Here is a 17,903-nt window from a genome sequence, read left to right on the forward strand (position 1 = left end):
CCCCGCCCCCCCCCCCCCCCCCCCCCCCCCCCCCCCGCCGCCGGCCGATCACGCCTTGGTCTTCAGCGAGCTGAGGTCGTGCGCATAAATCCCCACCGCATGCGCGATCACATCGACATTCGTGTCGAACAGCTTCAGGTCCAGGTTGGACAGATCGTCACCCTTGCCGTGGTAGTTCGGGTCGTACGCCACCCCCGCCTTGCCGCCGAACTTCTCCGCCTGCTCCTTGGTCTTGATGCCCTCGGCGCCGGTGTCCGTGCCGCCCGCGGGGATACCGGCCTCGATGAACGGGCCGTAGTCGGAGCGGCCGTTGAAGTCGCTGCCCTCGTGCGGCTTGCCCTTCTTGTCCAGGAAGTCGGTGATCAGCTTCTCGATCTGCGCGGAGCCCTCGGGGCCGGGGCCCGAGCCCTCCTTGTCCGAGTCGTCGCCGTCGTAGACGAACTGGACGCCGTTCGGGGAGGCGATCATGTCGAAGTTGAGCGCGACCTTGATCTGCTTGCGCTGCTTGTCGGTGAGCGACTTCACGTAGTGCTCGGAGCCCAGCAGGCCGATCTCCTCGGCGGTCCACCAGGCGAACCGCACCTTGTTGGTGGGCTGCTTGTGGGACTTACGGGTCTCCTTGGCGAGCTTGAGGGCGACCTCCAGCAGACCGGCCGAGCCGGAGCCGTTGTCGTTGATGCCCGGGCCCGCGGGCACCCCGTCCAGGTGCGCGCCGAGCACCACGGTGTTGTCGGCGTCGCCGCCCCTGGTCTCGGCGATCACGTTCGGGGTGGAACGCTTCTGCGCCTCGGTGGCCACATCCAGGTTGACCTTGACCTCGCCCTTGGCGAGCTGCGCGGCGAGCGCCTCGCCGTCGGCCCTGGAGATGCCGGTCGCGGGGATGTGCGCACCGGACGGGTCGCCGACCGTGCCCTGCGCGGGCGCCTCACCGGAGTGGTTGTAGAGGATCAGGCCGGCCGCGCCCGCCTTCGCCGCCACGGCCTCCTTCTCCGCGAAGGTGCACTCGCCGCGCTTGACCAGGGCGATCTTGCCCTTGAAGTCGGTGCCGGCGTAGTCCTCCAGCTCGCAGCCGGGCGTCTTGTCCACGCGGGCCGCGGCGAGCGGGGCCTGGAGGCCGCCCTCGGGGGTGGACTTGCTGAACTTGTAGGCCGAGGTCTTGATGTCCCGGGCCTGGGAGCCGAGCACCTTCAGGCTCTGGCGCAGCGTCTTGGACTCGTAGATGTCGAAGTTCTGGTACGAGACCTTGTAGCCGGCCTTCTTGAGCAGCTTGTAGACGTACTCGGCGGAGGCCTGGTGGCCGGGGGTGCCCGCGGCGCGGTGGCCGCCGTTGGCGTCGGCTATCTCCTGGAACTTCTCCAGGTGGCGGTAGGCGCTCTTGCCCGAGGCCTCCTTGACCAGCTTCTTGGCGAGCTTTTCGGCCTTCTTCCGCTGGTGGTGCTCGCCGTGCCCGTACGAGGCCGCCTCGGCTCCGGCGGGGGAGGCGGAGGCCAGCAGCAGGGGCGCGGCGACGGCGGTGGCGGCGAGCGCCGCGAGGGCTCTACGGCGGTGGGGTACGCGCACGGGGGTCCTTCCGGGCAGGGGGCGGCCAGGGGTGACGGCCGCCGCGAATGCGGTGCGCACGGCCCAAGATCGGCCGTGATTGGTAGGGACCGTAGTGAGTTCGTGCAGGTCGGAGAAGACTTCATGGACGACTGATACAAGAACGCCATGTTCCTGCCACCACGAATCGTGGTAAATGGGAGATGTGCCGGGTGCGCAGGAGCACGGTGCGCACCCTGAGGCGTGGGGAAGCCGTGGGAGGGGAGGGGACTTGACGTCATCGCTGTCCCTGGTCGCGCTGCTGCCCGAGGCGGCGATCGGGATCGGCGTACGGATCGCGGACTGGCGCGAGGCGCTGCGGGAGACGGGCGCCCTGCTCGCCGCGAGCGGAGCCGTCACCGGCGCGTACACCGGCGAGATGATCGAGGCGGTCGAGCGCCACGGCCCGTACGTCGTCATCGCCCCCGGCCTCGCCCTCGCCCACGCCCGGCCCTCCCCGTCCGTACGCGCCCTGGGCCTGTCCTGGCTGCGCCCCGCCGAGCCGGTGGAGTTCGGCAGCCGCGCCAACGACCCCGTCCGGCTGGTCGTGGGGCTCGCCGCCACCGACCACCGGCGGCACACCGAAGCGCTGGCCGCGCTCGCGACGCTGCTCGCCGACCCCGCGACCAGGGCGGCCCTGGAACACGCACCGGACGCGACCGCGCTCCGGGACCTGCTGCGCCGCCACGAGCGGCCCACCGACCAAGGAGTGCGGCGATGACGTATGTGAAGGTTCTGGCGGTCTGCGGCATGGGCATCGGCACGAGCGTGCTGCTGAAGATGAACGCGGAGAGCGCGCTGTGCTCGCTCGGGCTGGACGGCGAGGTGGAGGTCGCCGACATCGGCACCGCGCGCGGCGCGGCGGCCACCGCCGACCTCGTCCTCACCTCGGCGGAACTGGCGGGCGAGTTGCGTGAGTTGTCCGTCCCCGTCCTGTCCGTCACCAACTTCATGGATACGGCGGAGATCGCCGGGCGGATCTCGCAGGGCCTGGGCATCGCCTGACGGGCGCGCGAACGCCACCGCAGCACCTGCCAGCACCCCCAAGCACCCCTCGCCCCGGGAGGCCGCTTTGCACTGGCTGCTCACCGCCGTCGAGTTCGTCGTCCACCAGATCCTGAGCGTCCCCGCCTACCTCATCGGACTGATCACCGCCGCCGGTCTGACCGCGCTGCGCCGCTCGGCCGGGCAGATCGTGGGCGGCGCCCTCAAGGCGACCCTGGGCTTCCTGCTGATCGGCGCGGGCGCGAGTCTGGTCGTCGACGCGCTGGCGCCGCTGGGCGTGATGATCCAAGGCGCCACCGGCGCCCACGGGGTGATCCCCACCAACGAGGCCATCGTCGGTATCGCGCAGGCCGAGTTCGGGTCCCGGGTGGCCTGGATCATGATCCTGGGCTTTGCGCTGAGCCTGCTCCTGGCCCGGCTGACGCCGCTGCGCTATGTCTTTCTGACGGGCCATCACATGCTGTTCATGGCCACCCTGATCACCATGGTCATGGCCGCGGTCCGGCTGCCCACCGCCGTGGTCGTCCTGGTGGGCGGCGTGGTGCTGGCCGTGATGCTGGTGGCGATGCCGGCCCTGGCCCACCCCTGGACCCAGCGCGTCACCGGCAACAACACCCTCGCCATCGGCCACTTCGGCACCGCGGGCTATATCGCGGCGGGTGCCACCGGGCAGCTCGTCGGCCGGCGCAGCCGCAGCACCGAGGAGATGAAACTCCCCGAAGGCCTGCGCTTCCTGCGCGACTCGATGGCGGCCACCGCCCTGTCGATGGTCCTGGTCCACCTCGTGGTGGCCGCCGTCTACCTCGCCTCGGCCGGGCCGGCCACCGCCTTCAAGGCCTTCCCCGCGCCCGCGGCCGACGGCGGCGACTACATCATGAAGTCCGTGATGCAGGGCCTGCAGTTCGGCGTCGCGGTCGCCGTCATCCTCTTCGGCGTCCGCACCATCCTCGGCGAACTCGTCCCCGCCTTCCGGGGGATCGGCGAGAAGGTCGTCCCCGGCGCCGTGCCCGCGCTGGACGCCCCGATCGTCTTCCCCTTCGCCCAGAACGCCGTACTGATCGGCTTCATCGCCAGCTTCGTCGGCGGCATGCTGAGCCTGGCCGCGATCGCGGTCCTCTTCGGACCCGCCTTCGGCCTGGCCCTGGTCCTGCCCGGCCTGGTGCCGCACTTCTTCACCGGCGGCACGGCAGGGGTGTACGGCAACGCCACCGGCGGCAGGCGCGGCGCGATCGCCGGCGCCTTCCTCAACGGCGTACTGATCACCTTCCTGCCCGCCGTACTCCTCGGCGTACTGGGCGAGTTCGGCACGGCCGACACCACCTTCGGGGACGCCGACTTCGGCTGGCTGGGCACCCTCACCGGATACGCGGCCAAGGCGGGCCCCGTGACGGGCGTCCTGCTGATCCTCGCCATCGCCGCCGGAATCCTCGCACTCGCCGTCCTCGTACAAAAGCGCGTGGTCGAGGCGGGCTGGGACCCGGGGGCGCGACGGGACGCGGCGGCTGACGGCGCCTCGGATGCCGGTGCGGACGCGGGCACCTCCGGTAGCGCCCCGGGCACCGGTACGGGGGACGCCGCGGACGGCCCCCGGCGGCGGCCGACGGCCGGGAACGGCGGGCCCGACTGACGGTGAACGGCAGGTGTCCGCACCGTCCGTATATGCACTGGTGCCGGGTGTTCTTCACGTGACACGATGCGGCTGCGGATCGGGGGCCCCGGCGTGTACCGGGGGCGGTCAAGAGACATGCGGGCGGCCCGGGTTCGTAGTGGAGCCAGGGTGTCCCAGGGCGGGTCGCGGTGCGGGGCGGGGCCATGGGAGGGGTGGGTGTGCGGGCTTGCACAGGAGGCTGTCGCAGCGCTTCGGGCCGCCCTGACACCGGTGCGAAATCCGGCCATTCACGGTACGCGCGCGACCCGGCGCATCGCGAGGTACCCCTGGTGCGCCGACGCCCCGCTCCGACGGCCGCGCACCGCCTTGAACCGACACTCCGACGGCCCGGTGCGCCGGATCCGGGCATGTATCGCGGGGCGCGCGGCGTTACAGGAATCAGGGCCGCGGAAAACAGCACCGCAGAGGCCGGCACCACAGGCAGGCGCGTCTCCCGCGTACCCGTACCACCCGTGTCACCGACAGCGGCACAACTCCCAGGCGGGGTGGCCCGGTACGGGGGTCCGGGGCGCCTCCCGCACAAGGGGCGGCACCGGCCCGCGTGACCGGTGCCGCCCTGCGCGGCCTCACCCCGTGGGCACCCCGCCCCGCCGTGCCCACAGCCCCCGCGTCTAGAGTCGAACGCCATGCAGAACTCCGCCGGGCCGGGCTCCACGCCTGCCCCTCTCGACATGACACCTGCACTCGACGACCCGTACGCCGCGTACGCGCGCCTGCGCGAGGCGGGGCCCGTGCACCGCATCACCGGCACCGACGGACGGCCCGCCTGGCTCGTCACCCGCTACGACGACGTACGCCAGGCGATGGCCGACCCCCGGCTCTCCCTGGACAAGAGCAACGCCAAAGAGGGCGTCTACCGGGGCTTCGCGCTGCCCGCCGCGCTGGACGCCAACCTCTTGAACATGGACCCGCCCGACCACACCCGGGTGCGCCGCCTGGTCTCCAAGGCCTTCACCCCCGGCCGCGTGCAGAAGCTGCGCGAGCCCGTGCGCCGGGTGGCCGACGAACTCCTGGACGCCATCGAGCCCGCCGGGCGCGCCGATCTGCTGTCCGCGTATGCGGGCCAGCTGCCCATCATCGTGATCTGCGACCTGCTCGGCGTGCCGGAGCGGGACCGCCGCGACTTCCGCGCCTGGAGCGACGCGCTGATGACCCCCGACCCCGCCCGGCCGCACCTGATGAAGGAGGCGATCGGGCCATGCTGGCCTTCTACACCGGCCTCATCGCGGCCAAGCGGGCGAACCCCGGCGACGACCTGCTCTCGGACCTCATAGCGGTCCGCGACGAGGGGGAGGGGCCCGAGGGCGGCGACCGGCTCACCGAGGACGAGCTGACCTCCCTGGCCTTCCTCATCCTCCTGGCCGGGTACGAGAACACCGTCCACCTCATCAGCAACAGCATTCTCACCCTGCTGCAGTCCCCCGAGCTGCTCGCTCGGATGCGTGCCAATCCGGCCGAACTGCCTGCCTCCGTGGACGAGTTCGCCCGGCACGAGGGACCGGCGGCGCTGGCGATCCGCAGGTTCCCCACGGAGGACCTGGAGATCGGCTCCGTACGCATCCCGGCAGGGGAAACGGTGCTGCTCTCGCTGGCTTCGGCCAACCGCGACCCCGCTCGGTTCCCCGACCCCGACACCCTGGATCCCGACCGCGACACCTCCGGGCACCTGGCCCTGGGCCGGGGCATCCACTACTGCGTGGGCGCACCCCTCGCCCGTATGGAGACCGAGACCGCTCTCACCGCTCTGATCAGCCGTTTTCCCGGACTGCGGCTGGACTTCCCGGCCGAAGGACCGCAGTGGCGCCGCACGATACGCGCACGTGGCCTGATCTCACTCCCCGTCGCCTGGGAATCGACAGACGAACACGTTTTTGACGCATAACCGTTCCGCCGTGCGGTAAAAAGGTTCTGAGACCCGCCCGGTGTGCATCCCCCGTCGCACCGGGCGGGCTCTTGTGTTGCGTGGCAACCGACCCCGTTCCGGACCCGTAACCGGTCCCGGACCAGCGGCGACCGAGCACGCCCCCGCGCGTCAATGCGCACGCCCGCGCCGTGTGCTTCGGCCGTCTGGCGCAGTCCCCCCTGCGCGCCCCGGACACCGTTCTTAGCGTGTCAGGCATGGCATTTGACACGTTTTTGTCCCGGCGGTCCGGCCTGCTGGCAGTGATCGCGGCGACCGGGGTCGGGCTCGCCCCCATACCGGCTCTCGCCCACGCCGAGGATCTGGCGACCGCTCAGGTCCCCGCGGCCCAGGACGGCGTACGGGTGGGGGCCGGGCCCGGCGTGCCGCGCCTGCCCGGCGGCCTGTCGGCGCTCTCGTGGGCCGTCACGGACCTCCGCACGGGCCATGTGCTGGCCGCCAGGAACGTGCACCGGCGGCTCGCCCCCGCCAGTACGCTCAAGGCGCTCTTCGCCGTCACCGTGCTGCCGAAGTTCTCCCAGCACACCGTGCGCAGGGTCAGCGCGCGGGACCTGGCGGGCATCGGCGCGGGCAGCAGCATGGTGGGCATCCAGGCGGGCAAGCGGTACAAGGTCGCCGACCTGTGGCGCGGGGTGTTCCTGCGCTCCGGCAACGACGCGGTCCGGGTCCTGGCGAACATGAACGGCGGCTGGGCCGCCACCGCCAGGGAGATGCAGGCCAAGGCGCGTCAGCTGGGCGCCCGCGACACCTGGGTGAAGTCCCCGGACGGGTACGACGCCTGGGGCCAGGTCTCCTCCGCCTACGACCTGAGCCTGATCGCCCGCGCCGGGCTGGCCAACGCCGACTTCGCCCGCCACTGCGCGACCGTACGGGCCCGCTTCCCCAGCAGCGGCGGTCCCTCCTTCGAGATCCAGAACACCAACCGGCTGCTGGTCGGCACGCGCGGGCTGCCGCGCTACCGGGGGCTCATCGGGGTGAAGAACGGCTACACCAGCCACGCGGGCAACACCCTCATCGTCGCGGCCAAGCGGGGCGGCCGCACGGTGCTGGTCACGGTCATGAACCCGCAGTCCGGCCGGTCCAACGCCGTCTACAAGGAAGCCCGTTCGCTGCTGGACTGGGGCTTCGCGGCGGCGGGCAAGGCCCGTCCGGTAGCCTCGCTGCGCGCCGCGGCCACCGCGAACGAGGCGTGGCACGACGGGCGCGGCGCGGCCCCGGCCCTGGCCACCGGCCCCGACGCGGGCCAGGGTGGCGCCCCGGCCGTCGCGGCCGGAGCCCCGGCGACGGGGGCCGACAGCTTCGACCCCGGCACCTTCGGGGCAGCGGCCCTCGACCCCGGCGCGCCCGAGTCCCTGCCCCCGCCGCAGGAACGCTCCCTCGCCGCGCCCGAGTCCCTGGCCCTACCGCCGGAACGCTCCCATGCCGCACTGTGGGCGGGCGGGGCCGGAGCGGTGGCCCTGACGGCGGGCGCCACGGTCGCCTGGCGGCTGCACGCCCGCGGCAAGGCGGCAGGCCGCGGGGACCCGGCACCCTCGCGGGACTCCTAGCGAGCCCGGCTGTCCCCTCCCTCCCTGTCCCTCTCTCCCGTACGCGCGGCGGGAGGGAGGGGAGGGACAGGACACCGTCACCCGCTCCCCAACGCCCCTACTGACTCTCCTCGCACAGCCTGGGCGCCTCACGTTCGGCCGACACGGGCTCCACCGGCGCCGCCCCCGCGCTCTCCAGCCGCCCCGCCAACTCCCGCGCCCACTGCACCAGTCCCGCCACATCGACGGCGTACGGCGACGACTCCTGGTATCCCCGCACGTTCTCCGTGCCCCTGCGCAGCAGGGCGGCGCCGCCCTTGGCGTTGCCGCGGGCGGCGTGGGTGAGGCCCACGGCGAGCTGGGCCAGCCCGCGCCACAGTGCCTGTTCGGGCTCGGGCGCCGCCTTCCACGCGTCCTCCAGCACCTCGTGCGCGTGAAAGGGGAGGCCCGAGTCCAGCAGTTGCTGCGCCTCGGCGAGGGATTCGGCGGGTGTGCGCAGGATGCCTTCGGGCTGGCGGGCGACGCCGGACGCGCCGTACGGAAGGGGCCGGCCCAGGCCGTCGCGCGGCCGGGCGTTTCGCGCCCGTCCCTCCGTGTCCCGGTCCCGGCCGCGCTCTGCCGCCGTAGCCCGGTCGCCGTCGGCCGCCGCACCGCAGTACGCACAGCGGCCGCCCTCACCCGCCTGCTCCCGCACCCGCCCGCACTGCGCGCACACCTGCCCCAGCCAGCACGCCGGATCCCCGCCCTCGTCACGCCGGGGCGTCCCCTTCATCTCACCCTTCATCTCACTCACCCCTCGATTGTGCGCCGCACGCCCGCACGGCGGCGTATCGGGGGCCGGGGCAATACGGCTAGGGCACTGCGGCGGGGGAGGAGGCGTCCGGTACGCGCAGGGTGGGGGTGCCGGTGCCGTCGGCGGGGGCGGACCAGACGTCCGAGGTGCGGCCCGAGCGGCCCGGCAGGGCGTAGGCCAGGGTGCGGTCGTCCAGCCAGGCGGCCTGGTCGTCGACGCTGTGCTGTTCGGCGACCGGGTGCTCCCGCATGGTCCGCAGATCCAGGACGTACAGCCGCCAGGGGTCGCGGGCCCCCTCCCGTACCCGCTTCTTGAAGGCGATGCGGGTGTTGTCGGGGGACAGCGAGGGGCACTCGACGTTGCGGCGCAGCACCCGGGCCGCCCAGCGGCGCATGTCGCCCTCCACGAGGTAGGTCCGGCCCTTGGTCGAGACGGTCGCGTAGAAGCGGTTGTCGTCGCGGGCGAAGGTGACGCCCCAGTAGTTGACGTCGGGGGAGTGGTAGCGGCGGCCGTCGAGGGTGAGGGGGATCTGCTCCATGTTCTTGACGAGGTAGCCGGTGCGGGTGTCGAGGATCGACGTGCGGGTGGAGAAGGAGGAAGTGGCGTAGGAGTCACCGGTGGCGAACATGGTCCACGACAGCATCCGCCCGGAGGCCGAGACCCGGGCCCGGTTGGGGATGCCTGTCAGTGCGATACGCCGCTTCTCGCGCAGCTTCCCGTCGAGCACCACCGCATAGGACTTCGGCGGGATACCGGCCCGCCGCTGCAGACACAGCCCCGTGCCGCCCGCCGCGTAGAACCGCTCGCAGGCGGGCCCTCCCGTGGTACGCCGCCCCGCCCCGGAGGCCGCGAGCCGTGCCACCCGCCCGCTCCCCTCGCCCGTACTGCGGACGTACAGCGCCCCGCGCTCCAGCCCGAACGAGGAGACGGCATCGACGGGTTGGGCCCGCCGCACGGCGCCCACGGTGTAGACGACGGCGACGGCGGCGAGCACGGCACCCGCCACCGCCACGGCGACGACCTTGGCCCGCAGGGACGGCCGCCGCGCCTCCGTGGCCTGGGCGTACGGCGACGGTGGAGCGTCGGGCGGGGGCGGCGAATCCGGCGCGGTGGCGGGCGGTGGGGGATCGGCGGGGTGCGCCGGTGGTGACGCCGGGGGTGCGGGTGGTGTCGGGGTGGCACAGGGGTGTCGGGGGAGCGGTCCGGGCGGGGGTGGTGGCTGAGGTGGCGGGGTCATGCGGGGGTCCCGTGCCTTTCGGGAGGGCTGTGGTGGGGGAGGCGGCGGGGGAGCAGGGCCGCGGCGCCGGCCAGGGCGGCGGTCAGGGCGACGGCGGCGGCGATCAGCGCGGGGCCGGTGCCCCACAGCGTCCAGGCCGCGCCGAACCCGGCGGCGGCCAGCAGCCGGGCCAGCGCCTGCGCGGTCTGCAGCAGCGCCATCCCGCTGGCCCGCCGCGCGGCCGGCAGCGCGGGCCCGGCCAGTGCCATCAGCACCCCGTCGGTGGCCGCGTAGAAGACACCGACCAGCAGCAGTACGCCGATCAGCAGCGCCGGTCCCGCGCCCTTGGCCAGCAGCAGGACGTACGCGCCGAGCAGGGCCACATGACCGAGGAGGAAGGGGACGCGGCGTCCGATCCGGTCGCCGAGCCGGCCCGCCGGGACGGCCAGCAGCAGATACACCGCGGCGGTTCCCAGCGGCAGCAGCGGGAACCAGCTCACCGCGAAGTCCAGCCGCCGCTGCAGCAGCAGATACACGAACGAGTCGCCGATCGTGGCCGCGCCCAGCAGCGCGGCGGCGGCCAGCACCCGCCGGAAGGCGGCCAGCCGCAGCAGGTCGCGGACCTTGCCGCGCGGCTCCGCCGAGGCCTGCCGGGCGTGTCCCGCCGCCCCCGCCCGTACGGCGAGCGCGTCCCGGCCCGGTACGAAGGCGACCAGCAGCAGTACGCCCAGCACCCCCACGCAGAAGCTGACGACGAAGACGGCGTCATAGGCGTCCGCGGTGGCCCACAGCAGGGCGAACGCCGCGAGCGGCCCCAGCAGCGCGCCCGTGGTGTCCATCGCGCGGTGCACGCCGAAGGCCCGCCCCAGCGTGTCCGGCGGGCTGCTCAGCGAGATGAGCGCGTCGCGCGGCGCGGTCCGTACCCCCTTGCCGATACGGTCCGCCGCCAGCGCCGCGCCGATGCCGAGCGTGCCGCCGCCCGCGAGCAGCAGCCCCAGGCGCGAGAGCGCGGACAGCGCGTACCCGCCGCCGGCCACGAGCTTGTGCCGCTGCCCGCGGTCGGCGAACTGCCCGCCCACCAGCCGCACCAGCGCGGTCACTCCGTTGTAGAGGCCGTCCAGGAAGCCGAACTGCAGGGGAGAGAGCCCCAGTTGGAGGACGAAGTAGAGCGGCAGCACCGCCGTGACCATCTCCGAGGAGATGTCCGTGACGAGGCTGACCGCGCCCAGGGCGAGCACCGGCCCGGCGACGCGGCCGCGCGTCAGCTTCGTGGTCGCGGCGGCCGCGTCCGTGGTGGCGAGATACATGCGCCGGGTGCCTCAGTGGCACTCGTAGGACGGGCTGCTGTCCTTCGTCGACCCGTCGGTGCCCACCAGCTTCCACGAGAAGCCGTTGTCGGCGAAGTCGAGCCGCACCACACCGAAGGTCTTGGTCAGCCGCTTCTCGCTGTTGGGCTGCACCTCCTCGATCTTGTACGGGCTGGCGCCGCCCATGCCGCCGAGGATCTCCACGATGCCGGCCGGATCGGCCTTGCCGTCCGGGTTCTGCGGCGCGAACCGCTCGTAGTGGTGGTCGTGCCCGTTGAGCACCAGCTCGGCCTTGGCGTCGTACAGCAGCTTCCACACCGGCCTGCTGACCGGGTCGTTGCCGTGCTCGCCGGAGGAGAAGAGCGGGTGGTGCCAGTAAGCGGCCACGCACTTCTTGGAGTTGGCGGCGAGGTCGGACTTGAGCCAGCTGATCTGCGCGGAGTCGTCGAAGCTGTTGGAGTCCAGCGCGACGAAGTGCCAGTTGCCCTGGTCGAAGCTGTAGTACGGCTTGCCCTTGGGGTAGGCCACCGACCCGAAGTAGGACTTGTACCCCGCGAGCGCGCCGGCCGGGTCGTAGGTCTCGTGGTTGCCCGGGATGGGCCGGGTCCTGCTCTTGAACGCGCCCCAGGTCTTGTCGTAGTAGCGCTGGAAGTCCTTCAGCCGGGCGTCGTCGTACTGGTTGTCGCCCATGGTCATCACGAACGCCGGGTCGAGCTTCTGCACCAGCGCTGCCGTCTTCGGGTGCACACAGCTGCTGCTGCTCGCCGTGCACTGCTCGGCGATGTCCCCGGCGGCGACCGCCGTGAACGCGACCGCCCCCACCCCCTGCCGCGCCCCGTCCGGCGCCGCATCGGCCCGCCCGGCGGGCGACCACAGCAGCACCCCGCCCGTCAGCGCGAGCGCCGCGCCGACGGCGGCGGGTATCCCGAACCGGGGATTTGTGAGCAGGGGTTTCCTGGTACACGCGCTGTCCGGCATGTCCGTCTCCCGAAGTGAGGGGTGGGGAGGAGCTGTCCCGATGCATCCTGGCTACTCGCCATGAACGCGTCAATATCCCCGGCCGAACTTCTGTTAGGAAACTTTCCTACCCGAACTGCTGCTGAAACAGGGCCACTTCGGGCCCGGGCGAGGCTAGGCCCGCAGGGTGTCCTGCGGGCCACCGGCAGATGACCAATGGGGGTCGGCCGCCGCGGGGAGCCTCAGACCGTACGGATTCCCCGGCCCGCCCACTCCGGTGCGGCTTCCATCAGGGCGGCGAGGCGGGCGCGCACGTCCTGCGGCAGGGGGGCCGAGCGGCCCGATGCCCGGTTCACATGGAGGGCGAAGATCTCCTCGGTGGCCACGGGGGTGTCAGGGGCGTCGGCCACGAACATCTCGTGGGTGAAACGGAGCTTCTTGTCATCCACCCCCAACACCGCTGTGCGCACCAGGAGTTCGGCATCGCGCGGGACCTCGCGCAGGTAGCGGACATGCGCCTCGACCGTGTAGAGGGAGCAGCCGGTGCGGGCGCGGTAGGCCGGGTCCAGTCCGGTGTGGTCCATCAGGGCGTCCGTGGCGAAGCCGAAGACCAGGACGTAATAGGCCTCGCTGAGATGGCCGTTGTAGTCGATCCAGGAGTCCTGGACGGTCTGACGGAAGGGCGGGAGCGCGGTGGGCGGCCGGGTCATCGGCGGTCCCCGCCGAGGCGGCCGGTGGCGCGCAGCACCTCGATGACGCCGCGGTCGCGCTCGGCGACGAGGTCGGCGTACGTACGGCCGTCCGCGGCCTCCTCGCAGCCCGCCACCATCGCGTCGCGCAGCGGGCGGTCCAGCTCGGGGGCCTCCAGCCGGGTCCAGGGAGACTTCAGGGAGGGGCCGAAGTGGTCGAGCATGTGGGCCATGCCGCCCTCGCCGCCCGCGAGCGCGAAGGTGAGGCAGGGGCCCATGAACGCCCAGCGCAGGCCCGGGCCTTCGGTGATCGAGGCGTCGATGTCCGCGACGGTGGCCTCGCCGTTGGCGACCATGTGCAGCGCCTCGCGCCACAGGGCTTCCTGGAGGCGGTTGGCGATGAAGCCGGGCAGCTCGCGGTCCATGGTGATCACGGACTTGCCCGCGATGCCGTAGAAGCGCGAGGCCCACTCGACGGCCGCGCGGTCGGTCCGCTCGCCGCCGACGACCTCGACGAGGGGGATGAGGTAGGGCGGGTTGAAGGGGTGGCCGACGACGAGCCGGGCCGGGTCGGCGGCCTCGGTCTGCATGTCCGTCATCGGGTATCCGGAGGTGGAGGAGGCGATGACGGTGCCGGCGGGCGTGGCCGCGTCCAGCTCGGCGAGCAGGGAGCGCTTCAACTCCAGCTTCTCCGGGGCGCTTTCCTGCACGAAGTCGGCGTGCGCGACGGCCTCGGCGAGGGTGGGGGCGACGGTCAGCCGCTCGCGGGAGGCGCCGTCGGCCAGGCCCATCTCTTCGAGGGCGGGCCAGGCGGCGTCGATCAGGCGGCGCAGGCGGGACTCGGCGTCGGGGGCCGGGTCCCAGGCGGTGACGTCGTAGCCGCGGGCCAGGAAGTGGGCGGCCCAGCCGCCGCCTATGACTCCGGCGCCGATGCAGGCTACGTGGCGTACGGCCTCGGGGGAGGTGCGCATGGGGACTCCTGGGGTGGGGTGCGGTCCGGCGGTTACTTCAGGCCCAGGCGGGCCCGCGCCTGGGCGGGGGTGGCGACCGTGGCGCCCAGCAACTCCGTGATCTGGACGGCGCGTTCGACGAGCTGGGCGTTGGTGGCCTTGACGCCCTTGCTCAGGTAGAGGTTGTCCTCCAGGCCGACGCGGACGTTGCCGCCCAGCAGGATGGACTGCGCGACCCACGGCATCTGCATACGGCCGAGCGCGAAGCTGGCCCACTGCGCGCCCTCGGGCAGCATGTTGACCATGGACTGGAGGACGCCGGGGTCGGCGGGCGCGCCCCACGGGATGCCCATGCACAGCTGGAAGACCGTCGGGTCGTCCAGCAGTCCCTCGGCCAGCAGCTGCTTGGCGAACCACAGCTGACCGGTGTCGAAGATCTCCAACTCGGGCCGTACGCCCAGCTCCTGGATGCGCCGGGCGCCCGCGCGCAGCATGTCGGGCGTGGAGACGTACAGGTTGGAGCCGTCGCCGAAGTTGAGCGATCCGCAGTCCAGTGTGCAGATGTCGGGGAGCAGCTGCTCGACGTGCGGCAGCCGCTCCAGGCCGCCGACCAGGTCCGTACCGGGCAGGTGGGTCAGCGGGTCGGCGGGGTCGATGACGAGGTCGCCGCCCATGCCCGCGGTGAGGTTGATGACCACGTCCGTACCGGTGTCCTTGATGCGGCCCACGACCTCCGCGTACAGCCGGGGATCGCGCGAGGGGGCGCCGGTGTGCGGGTCGCGGACGTGGATGTGGACGACGGCGGCGCCCGCCGCGGCCGCCTCGACGGCCGAGGCGGCTATCTGCTCGGGCGTCACCGGGACGTGCGGGGAGCGGCCCACGGTGTCGCCCGCGCCGGTGAGGGCGCAGGTGATGATGACCTCGTTGTTCACGGCAAGTTCCTTCCAGGGGTGGGGAGTTCGGGGTTGCTTACGGGAGTTCTGGGCTTCTTGCGGGAGTTCGGTGATGGCTTACGGGCGTTCGGCGGTGGCCTCCGCTTTCGCTTCCGCCTCCGCCTTCGCTTTCGCTTCCGCTTTCGCTTCCGCCTCCGCCTTCGCTTTCGCTTCCGCGTCCGCGGCGAGTTCGGACTCGACGAAGGCCAGCAGCGCGGAGTGCATCGAGTCGGGGCTGGTGCTGTCCGGCGCGGTGGCCAGGACCTGGGTGGCCAGGCCGTCGATGAGGGCGGTCAGCCGCAGCGCCGCGGACTGCGGGTCCACGGCCCGGAACACCCCCTGGCGCACCCCGCGCGCCACGACGTCGGCGACGGTCGCCCGCCACTGCCGGTAGTAGTGCTCGTGCAGCCGGCCGACCGCGGTGGAGCGGGCGGCCTGGGCCCACAGGTCCAGCCAGACCAGCCACTGACGGCGCTGCTGCTCGGTGCGCGGGGTCTGCAGCGCGATGAGGTGCAGCAGCTCGGCGCGGGCGTCGGCGGCCTCGGCCGGCCCCGCCGCGCGCCGGGCGGTGTCCTCGTCCATGCACCAGCGGACCGCGGCCTCCAGCAGCTCGTCCCGCCCGGGGAAGTGGTAGTGGACGGCGGCGGTGCTCGTACCGCAGGCGGCGGCGATGTCGGCGACCCGTACGGAGTGGAAGCCCTGCTCGGCGATCAGGCGGACGGTCTCCCGCACGATCTGCAGCGGTCTGCCGCCCTCGGGGACGGCCACCGGGTCCTTCTCGCGCGCCGGGCGGGCCGGGGGAGCGGGCCGCCCGGCGGCCGAGCCCAGCAGCCAGCCCGCGTCGGCCCCGCCGATGTCCGCGATCCGGACGATCTCGGCGACGGTGAAGCGGCGGGTGCCGCCGAGCGACCTGGACAGCTTGGAGGGGTCCATCACGATCCGCCGGGCGAATTCGCGGCGGCTGACGCCGAGGGCGTCGATCACCTGCTTCACACGGTCGGTCACATCGCCCGAGGTGTCGGCGACCCGGGCCGCGGGGGGTTCCTCCATGGGCCGCGACCGTAGCAGCGTGTTGAGATCATCGCAACGCAGGAGATGTGGGTGCGGATTAAAAGAGCAGCTCGCAGGCGCAATGAGGATCAGTGTTGAGCACGTACTGATGATTGGGTCAGGGTGGCGGCCCGGGGGTCCGCCGGGCCGTGCGGCCCGGGCTTCAGGACAGGCCGCACGGGGCGGGAATGTGGCACAGTGACGGCATGGCTGACCGGGGAGCGAAGCCGCCCGCCGGGCCCGTGCCGGACGACTGGCCCGCCCACCCGGACCTGACCCTGGCCCTGAACGGCATGGGCGGCTTCGACTGGGACCTCGACAGCGGGCTCATGCACATGGACGCCTCCGCTCTCAAGGTCTTCGATCTGCTGCCGGAGGAGTACGACTCCCACCCGGCCACCCTGGCCTGCCGCGTGCCGCCCGCCGAGGGCGCCCGGCTGGACGCGATGGTCTCGCACGCCCTGAAGGACGGCAGCGACTCCTACGGCATCTACTTCCGCATCCGCCGCCGCGACGGCTCGCAGCGCTGGACCCACACCCACGGCAGCATCCGCCGCGACGCCACCGGCAGGCCGCGCCGCATCATCGGCGTGGTGCGCGACGCGAGCCAGGACTACGCCCAGATCGCGGGGCTCCTGGAGGCGGGCGAGGGGCGCCGCCGCCACACCAGCGTCGTGGAGCGCACCACCGCGGCCCTCGCGCACGCCAGGACCGTCCGCGATGTGATCGCCGTGCTCGGCGACGACCAGGGGCTGAGCCGGCTGGGGGCGCAGAACGTCATCGTCGGGCTCGTGGAGGCCGGGCGGATCCGGCTCGTCTCCGAGGGGCAGGCGGGCAGCTTCGTGCCCGACCACGAGCTGACCCGCATCGAGGACGAGTTCCCCATGAGCGAGGTCGTGCGCACCCTCGCGCCGCGCTTCGTCGGCTCCCGCGCGCAGTTCGCCTCCCGTTACCCGCGGCTGTGGCCGCACATCCAGCCGCTGGCCATCGGCTCCGCCGCGTATCTGCCGCTGATCGCCCAGGCCAGGCCGATCGGAGTGATCGGCCTGTTCTACCGCGAGGAGAACGACTTCAGCGCCCAGGAGCGCAACCTGCTGGTGGCGCTGGGCAGCAGCATCGCGCAGAGCCTGGCGCGGGCCATGCTCTACGACCAGGAGCACGACCTGGCCGAGGGGCTGCAGCAGGCCATGCTGCCGCGCCGCATCCCCGACGTGCCCGGGGCGCAGATCGCCGTCCGCTACCGCTCGGCCCGGCTGGGGCGCGACATCGGCGGCGACTGGTACGACGTGATCCCGCTGCCCGACGGCCGGGTCGCCGCGGTCATCGGGGACGTACAGGGCCACGACACCCAGGCGGCGGCCGTCATGGGACAGCTGCGGATCGTGCTGCGCGCCTACGCCACCGAAGGCCACACGCCCGCCACCGTCATGGCCCGCGCCTCCGCCTTCCTGCGCGAGCTGGACACCGACCGCTTCGCCACCTGCACGTACGCGGACGCCGACCTGACCACCGGAGCGGTGCGGGTGGTGCGGGCCGGGCACATCGAACCGCTGCTGCGGCACAGCGAGGGCATCTGCCGGCGACTGCCGGTGCCGGGCGGCCTGCCGCTGGGGCTGTCCGCCGAGTTCGGGCGCATGGACTACCCCGTGACCGAGGTGCAACTCGCCCCCGGGGAAACGTTGTTGCTGTGCACCGACGGCCTGGTCGAGCAGCCCGGCACCGACCTGGACGACGGGATGCGGCTGCTGGCCGCCGCGGTGCGCCGCGGACCCCACGACGTGCATCAACTGGCCGACCGGCTCTGTGAGTTCGCCTGCGAGCGGTCCGGCGAGGACGATATGGCCTTCCTCCTGCTGCGGCGGGTGGGCGCACCGGCCCCGCAGTCCGCGGGGCGCTTCCAGCAGCACATCGCCCCGGCCGACCCCGAGGCGCTGTCCGCCGCCCGGCACATGATCCGCGCGGCGGTACGGGCCTGGGGCGCGCGGGAGCGCTCGGAGGAGATCGAGCTGGTCGCCGACGAGCTGATCACCAACGCCCTGCTGCACACCGACGGCGCCGCGGTGGTCACCATCCGCATGCCGCGCGGCGCCGAACGGCGGCTGCGGCTCGAAGTCGCCGATCTCTCCAGCAGCTTGCCGCGGCGCCGCGAACCGGGCGAGTCGGGAGTCTCCGGGCGCGGACTGCTGCTCGTGGACCGGCTCGCGGACGTGTGGGGTGTGGAACCGCGAGGCAGCGGAAAGTGCGTATGGTGCGAGTTCGACTGCCCTTGAGGTGTCCTGCGCGCCGCCGGGGTGCCGGTCGGCGGCCCGA

At 72.9% G+C, this 17,903-nt stretch carries 14 protein-coding genes and 1 pseudogene; 6 read left to right on the plus strand and 9 right to left on the minus strand.

Going from position 1 to position 17,903, the window contains the following annotated elements; genetic code table 11:
• Window positions 1–48: 48 nt before the first annotated feature.
• The gene (locus AC4IJH_RS27265) at window positions 49–1,560 is read right to left on the minus strand and encodes a M28 family metallopeptidase (RefSeq protein ID WP_490854518.1); all 1,512 of its coding nucleotides are present in this window, start codon (window positions 1,558–1,560) and stop codon (window positions 49–51) included.
• Window positions 1,561–1,810: 250 nt separating this feature from the next.
• Here AC4IJH_RS27265 and AC4IJH_RS27270 point away from each other — a divergent pair, with 250 nt between their 5' ends.
• From AC4IJH_RS27270 to AC4IJH_RS27290, 5 genes and pseudogenes are all read left to right on the plus strand, one after another.
• Window positions 1,811–2,299: a PTS sugar transporter subunit IIA gene (locus tag AC4IJH_RS27270; RefSeq protein WP_490854519.1), complete on the plus strand. Its 489-nt coding sequence runs from the start codon at window positions 1,811–1,813 to the stop codon at window positions 2,297–2,299.
• Entirely contained in the window at window positions 2,296–2,583 is a 288-nt protein-coding gene (locus AC4IJH_RS27275) for a PTS sugar transporter subunit IIB (protein WP_490854520.1), read from the plus strand. The genes AC4IJH_RS27270 and AC4IJH_RS27275 overlap by 4 nt, the downstream gene beginning before the upstream one ends.
• Before the next feature lie 67 nt (window positions 2,584–2,650).
• Window positions 2,651–4,210, plus strand: coding sequence for a PTS ascorbate transporter subunit IIC (ulaA, locus tag AC4IJH_RS27280; RefSeq protein WP_490854521.1), 1,560 nt, complete (start codon window positions 2,651–2,653; stop codon window positions 4,208–4,210).
• A gap of 668 nt (window positions 4,211–4,878) precedes the next feature.
• Window positions 4,879–6,134 (plus strand): annotated as a pseudogene (locus AC4IJH_RS27285) (cytochrome P450 family protein).
• Window positions 6,135–6,370: 236 nt separating this feature from the next.
• Window positions 6,371–7,720 (plus strand): D-alanyl-D-alanine carboxypeptidase family protein, encoded by a 1,350-nt coding sequence (locus tag AC4IJH_RS27290; RefSeq protein ID WP_490854522.1) that lies wholly within the window; start codon window positions 6,371–6,373, stop codon window positions 7,718–7,720.
• 97 nt (window positions 7,721–7,817) lie between these two features.
• Here the strand turns inward: AC4IJH_RS27290 and AC4IJH_RS27295 are convergent, their stop codons facing one another.
• From AC4IJH_RS27295 to AC4IJH_RS27330, 8 genes are all read right to left on the minus strand, one after another.
• Entirely contained in the window at window positions 7,818–8,471 is a 654-nt protein-coding gene (locus AC4IJH_RS27295) for a DUF309 domain-containing protein (RefSeq protein WP_490854568.1), read from the minus strand.
• 79 nt (window positions 8,472–8,550) lie between these two features.
• On the minus strand, window positions 8,551–9,504 hold the full coding sequence (locus AC4IJH_RS27300) for a TolB-like translocation protein (RefSeq protein WP_490854523.1): 954 nt from the start codon (window positions 9,502–9,504) through the stop codon (window positions 8,551–8,553).
• A 221-nt stretch (window positions 9,505–9,725) separates the two neighbouring features.
• Window positions 9,726–11,015, minus strand: a complete 1,290-nt coding sequence (locus AC4IJH_RS27305; RefSeq protein WP_490854524.1) for an MFS transporter — start codon at window positions 11,013–11,015, stop codon at window positions 9,726–9,728.
• Between the two features lie 12 nt (window positions 11,016–11,027).
• Entirely contained in the window at window positions 11,028–11,993 is a 966-nt protein-coding gene (locus AC4IJH_RS27310) for a metallophosphoesterase family protein (protein WP_490854525.1), read from the minus strand.
• 221 nt (window positions 11,994–12,214) lie between these two features.
• The gene (locus AC4IJH_RS27315) at window positions 12,215–12,682 is read right to left on the minus strand and encodes a thioesterase family protein (protein ID WP_490854526.1); all 468 of its coding nucleotides are present in this window, start codon (window positions 12,680–12,682) and stop codon (window positions 12,215–12,217) included.
• On the minus strand, window positions 12,679–13,632 hold the full coding sequence (locus AC4IJH_RS27320; RefSeq protein ID WP_490854527.1) for a 3-hydroxyacyl-CoA dehydrogenase NAD-binding domain-containing protein: 954 nt from the start codon (window positions 13,630–13,632) through the stop codon (window positions 12,679–12,681). The genes AC4IJH_RS27315 and AC4IJH_RS27320 overlap by 4 nt, the downstream gene beginning before the upstream one ends.
• A gap of 32 nt (window positions 13,633–13,664) precedes the next feature.
• Window positions 13,665–14,543 (minus strand): beta-keto acid cleavage family enzyme, encoded by an 879-nt coding sequence (locus AC4IJH_RS27325; protein ID WP_490854528.1) that lies wholly within the window; start codon window positions 14,541–14,543, stop codon window positions 13,665–13,667.
• A 78-nt stretch (window positions 14,544–14,621) separates the two neighbouring features.
• Window positions 14,622–15,593, minus strand: coding sequence for a TetR/AcrR family transcriptional regulator (locus tag AC4IJH_RS27330; RefSeq protein ID WP_490854529.1), 972 nt, complete (start codon window positions 15,591–15,593; stop codon window positions 14,622–14,624).
• 206 nt (window positions 15,594–15,799) lie between these two features.
• On the opposite strand from AC4IJH_RS27330, the gene AC4IJH_RS27335 reads away from it, so the two are divergent.
• Entirely contained in the window at window positions 15,800–17,863 is a 2,064-nt protein-coding gene (locus tag AC4IJH_RS27335; protein ID WP_490854530.1) for a SpoIIE family protein phosphatase, read from the plus strand.
• Window positions 17,864–17,903: the final 40 nt, after the last annotated feature.

The sequence above is a fragment of the Streptomyces sp. UF-297 genome (genome assembly GCF_058245575.1).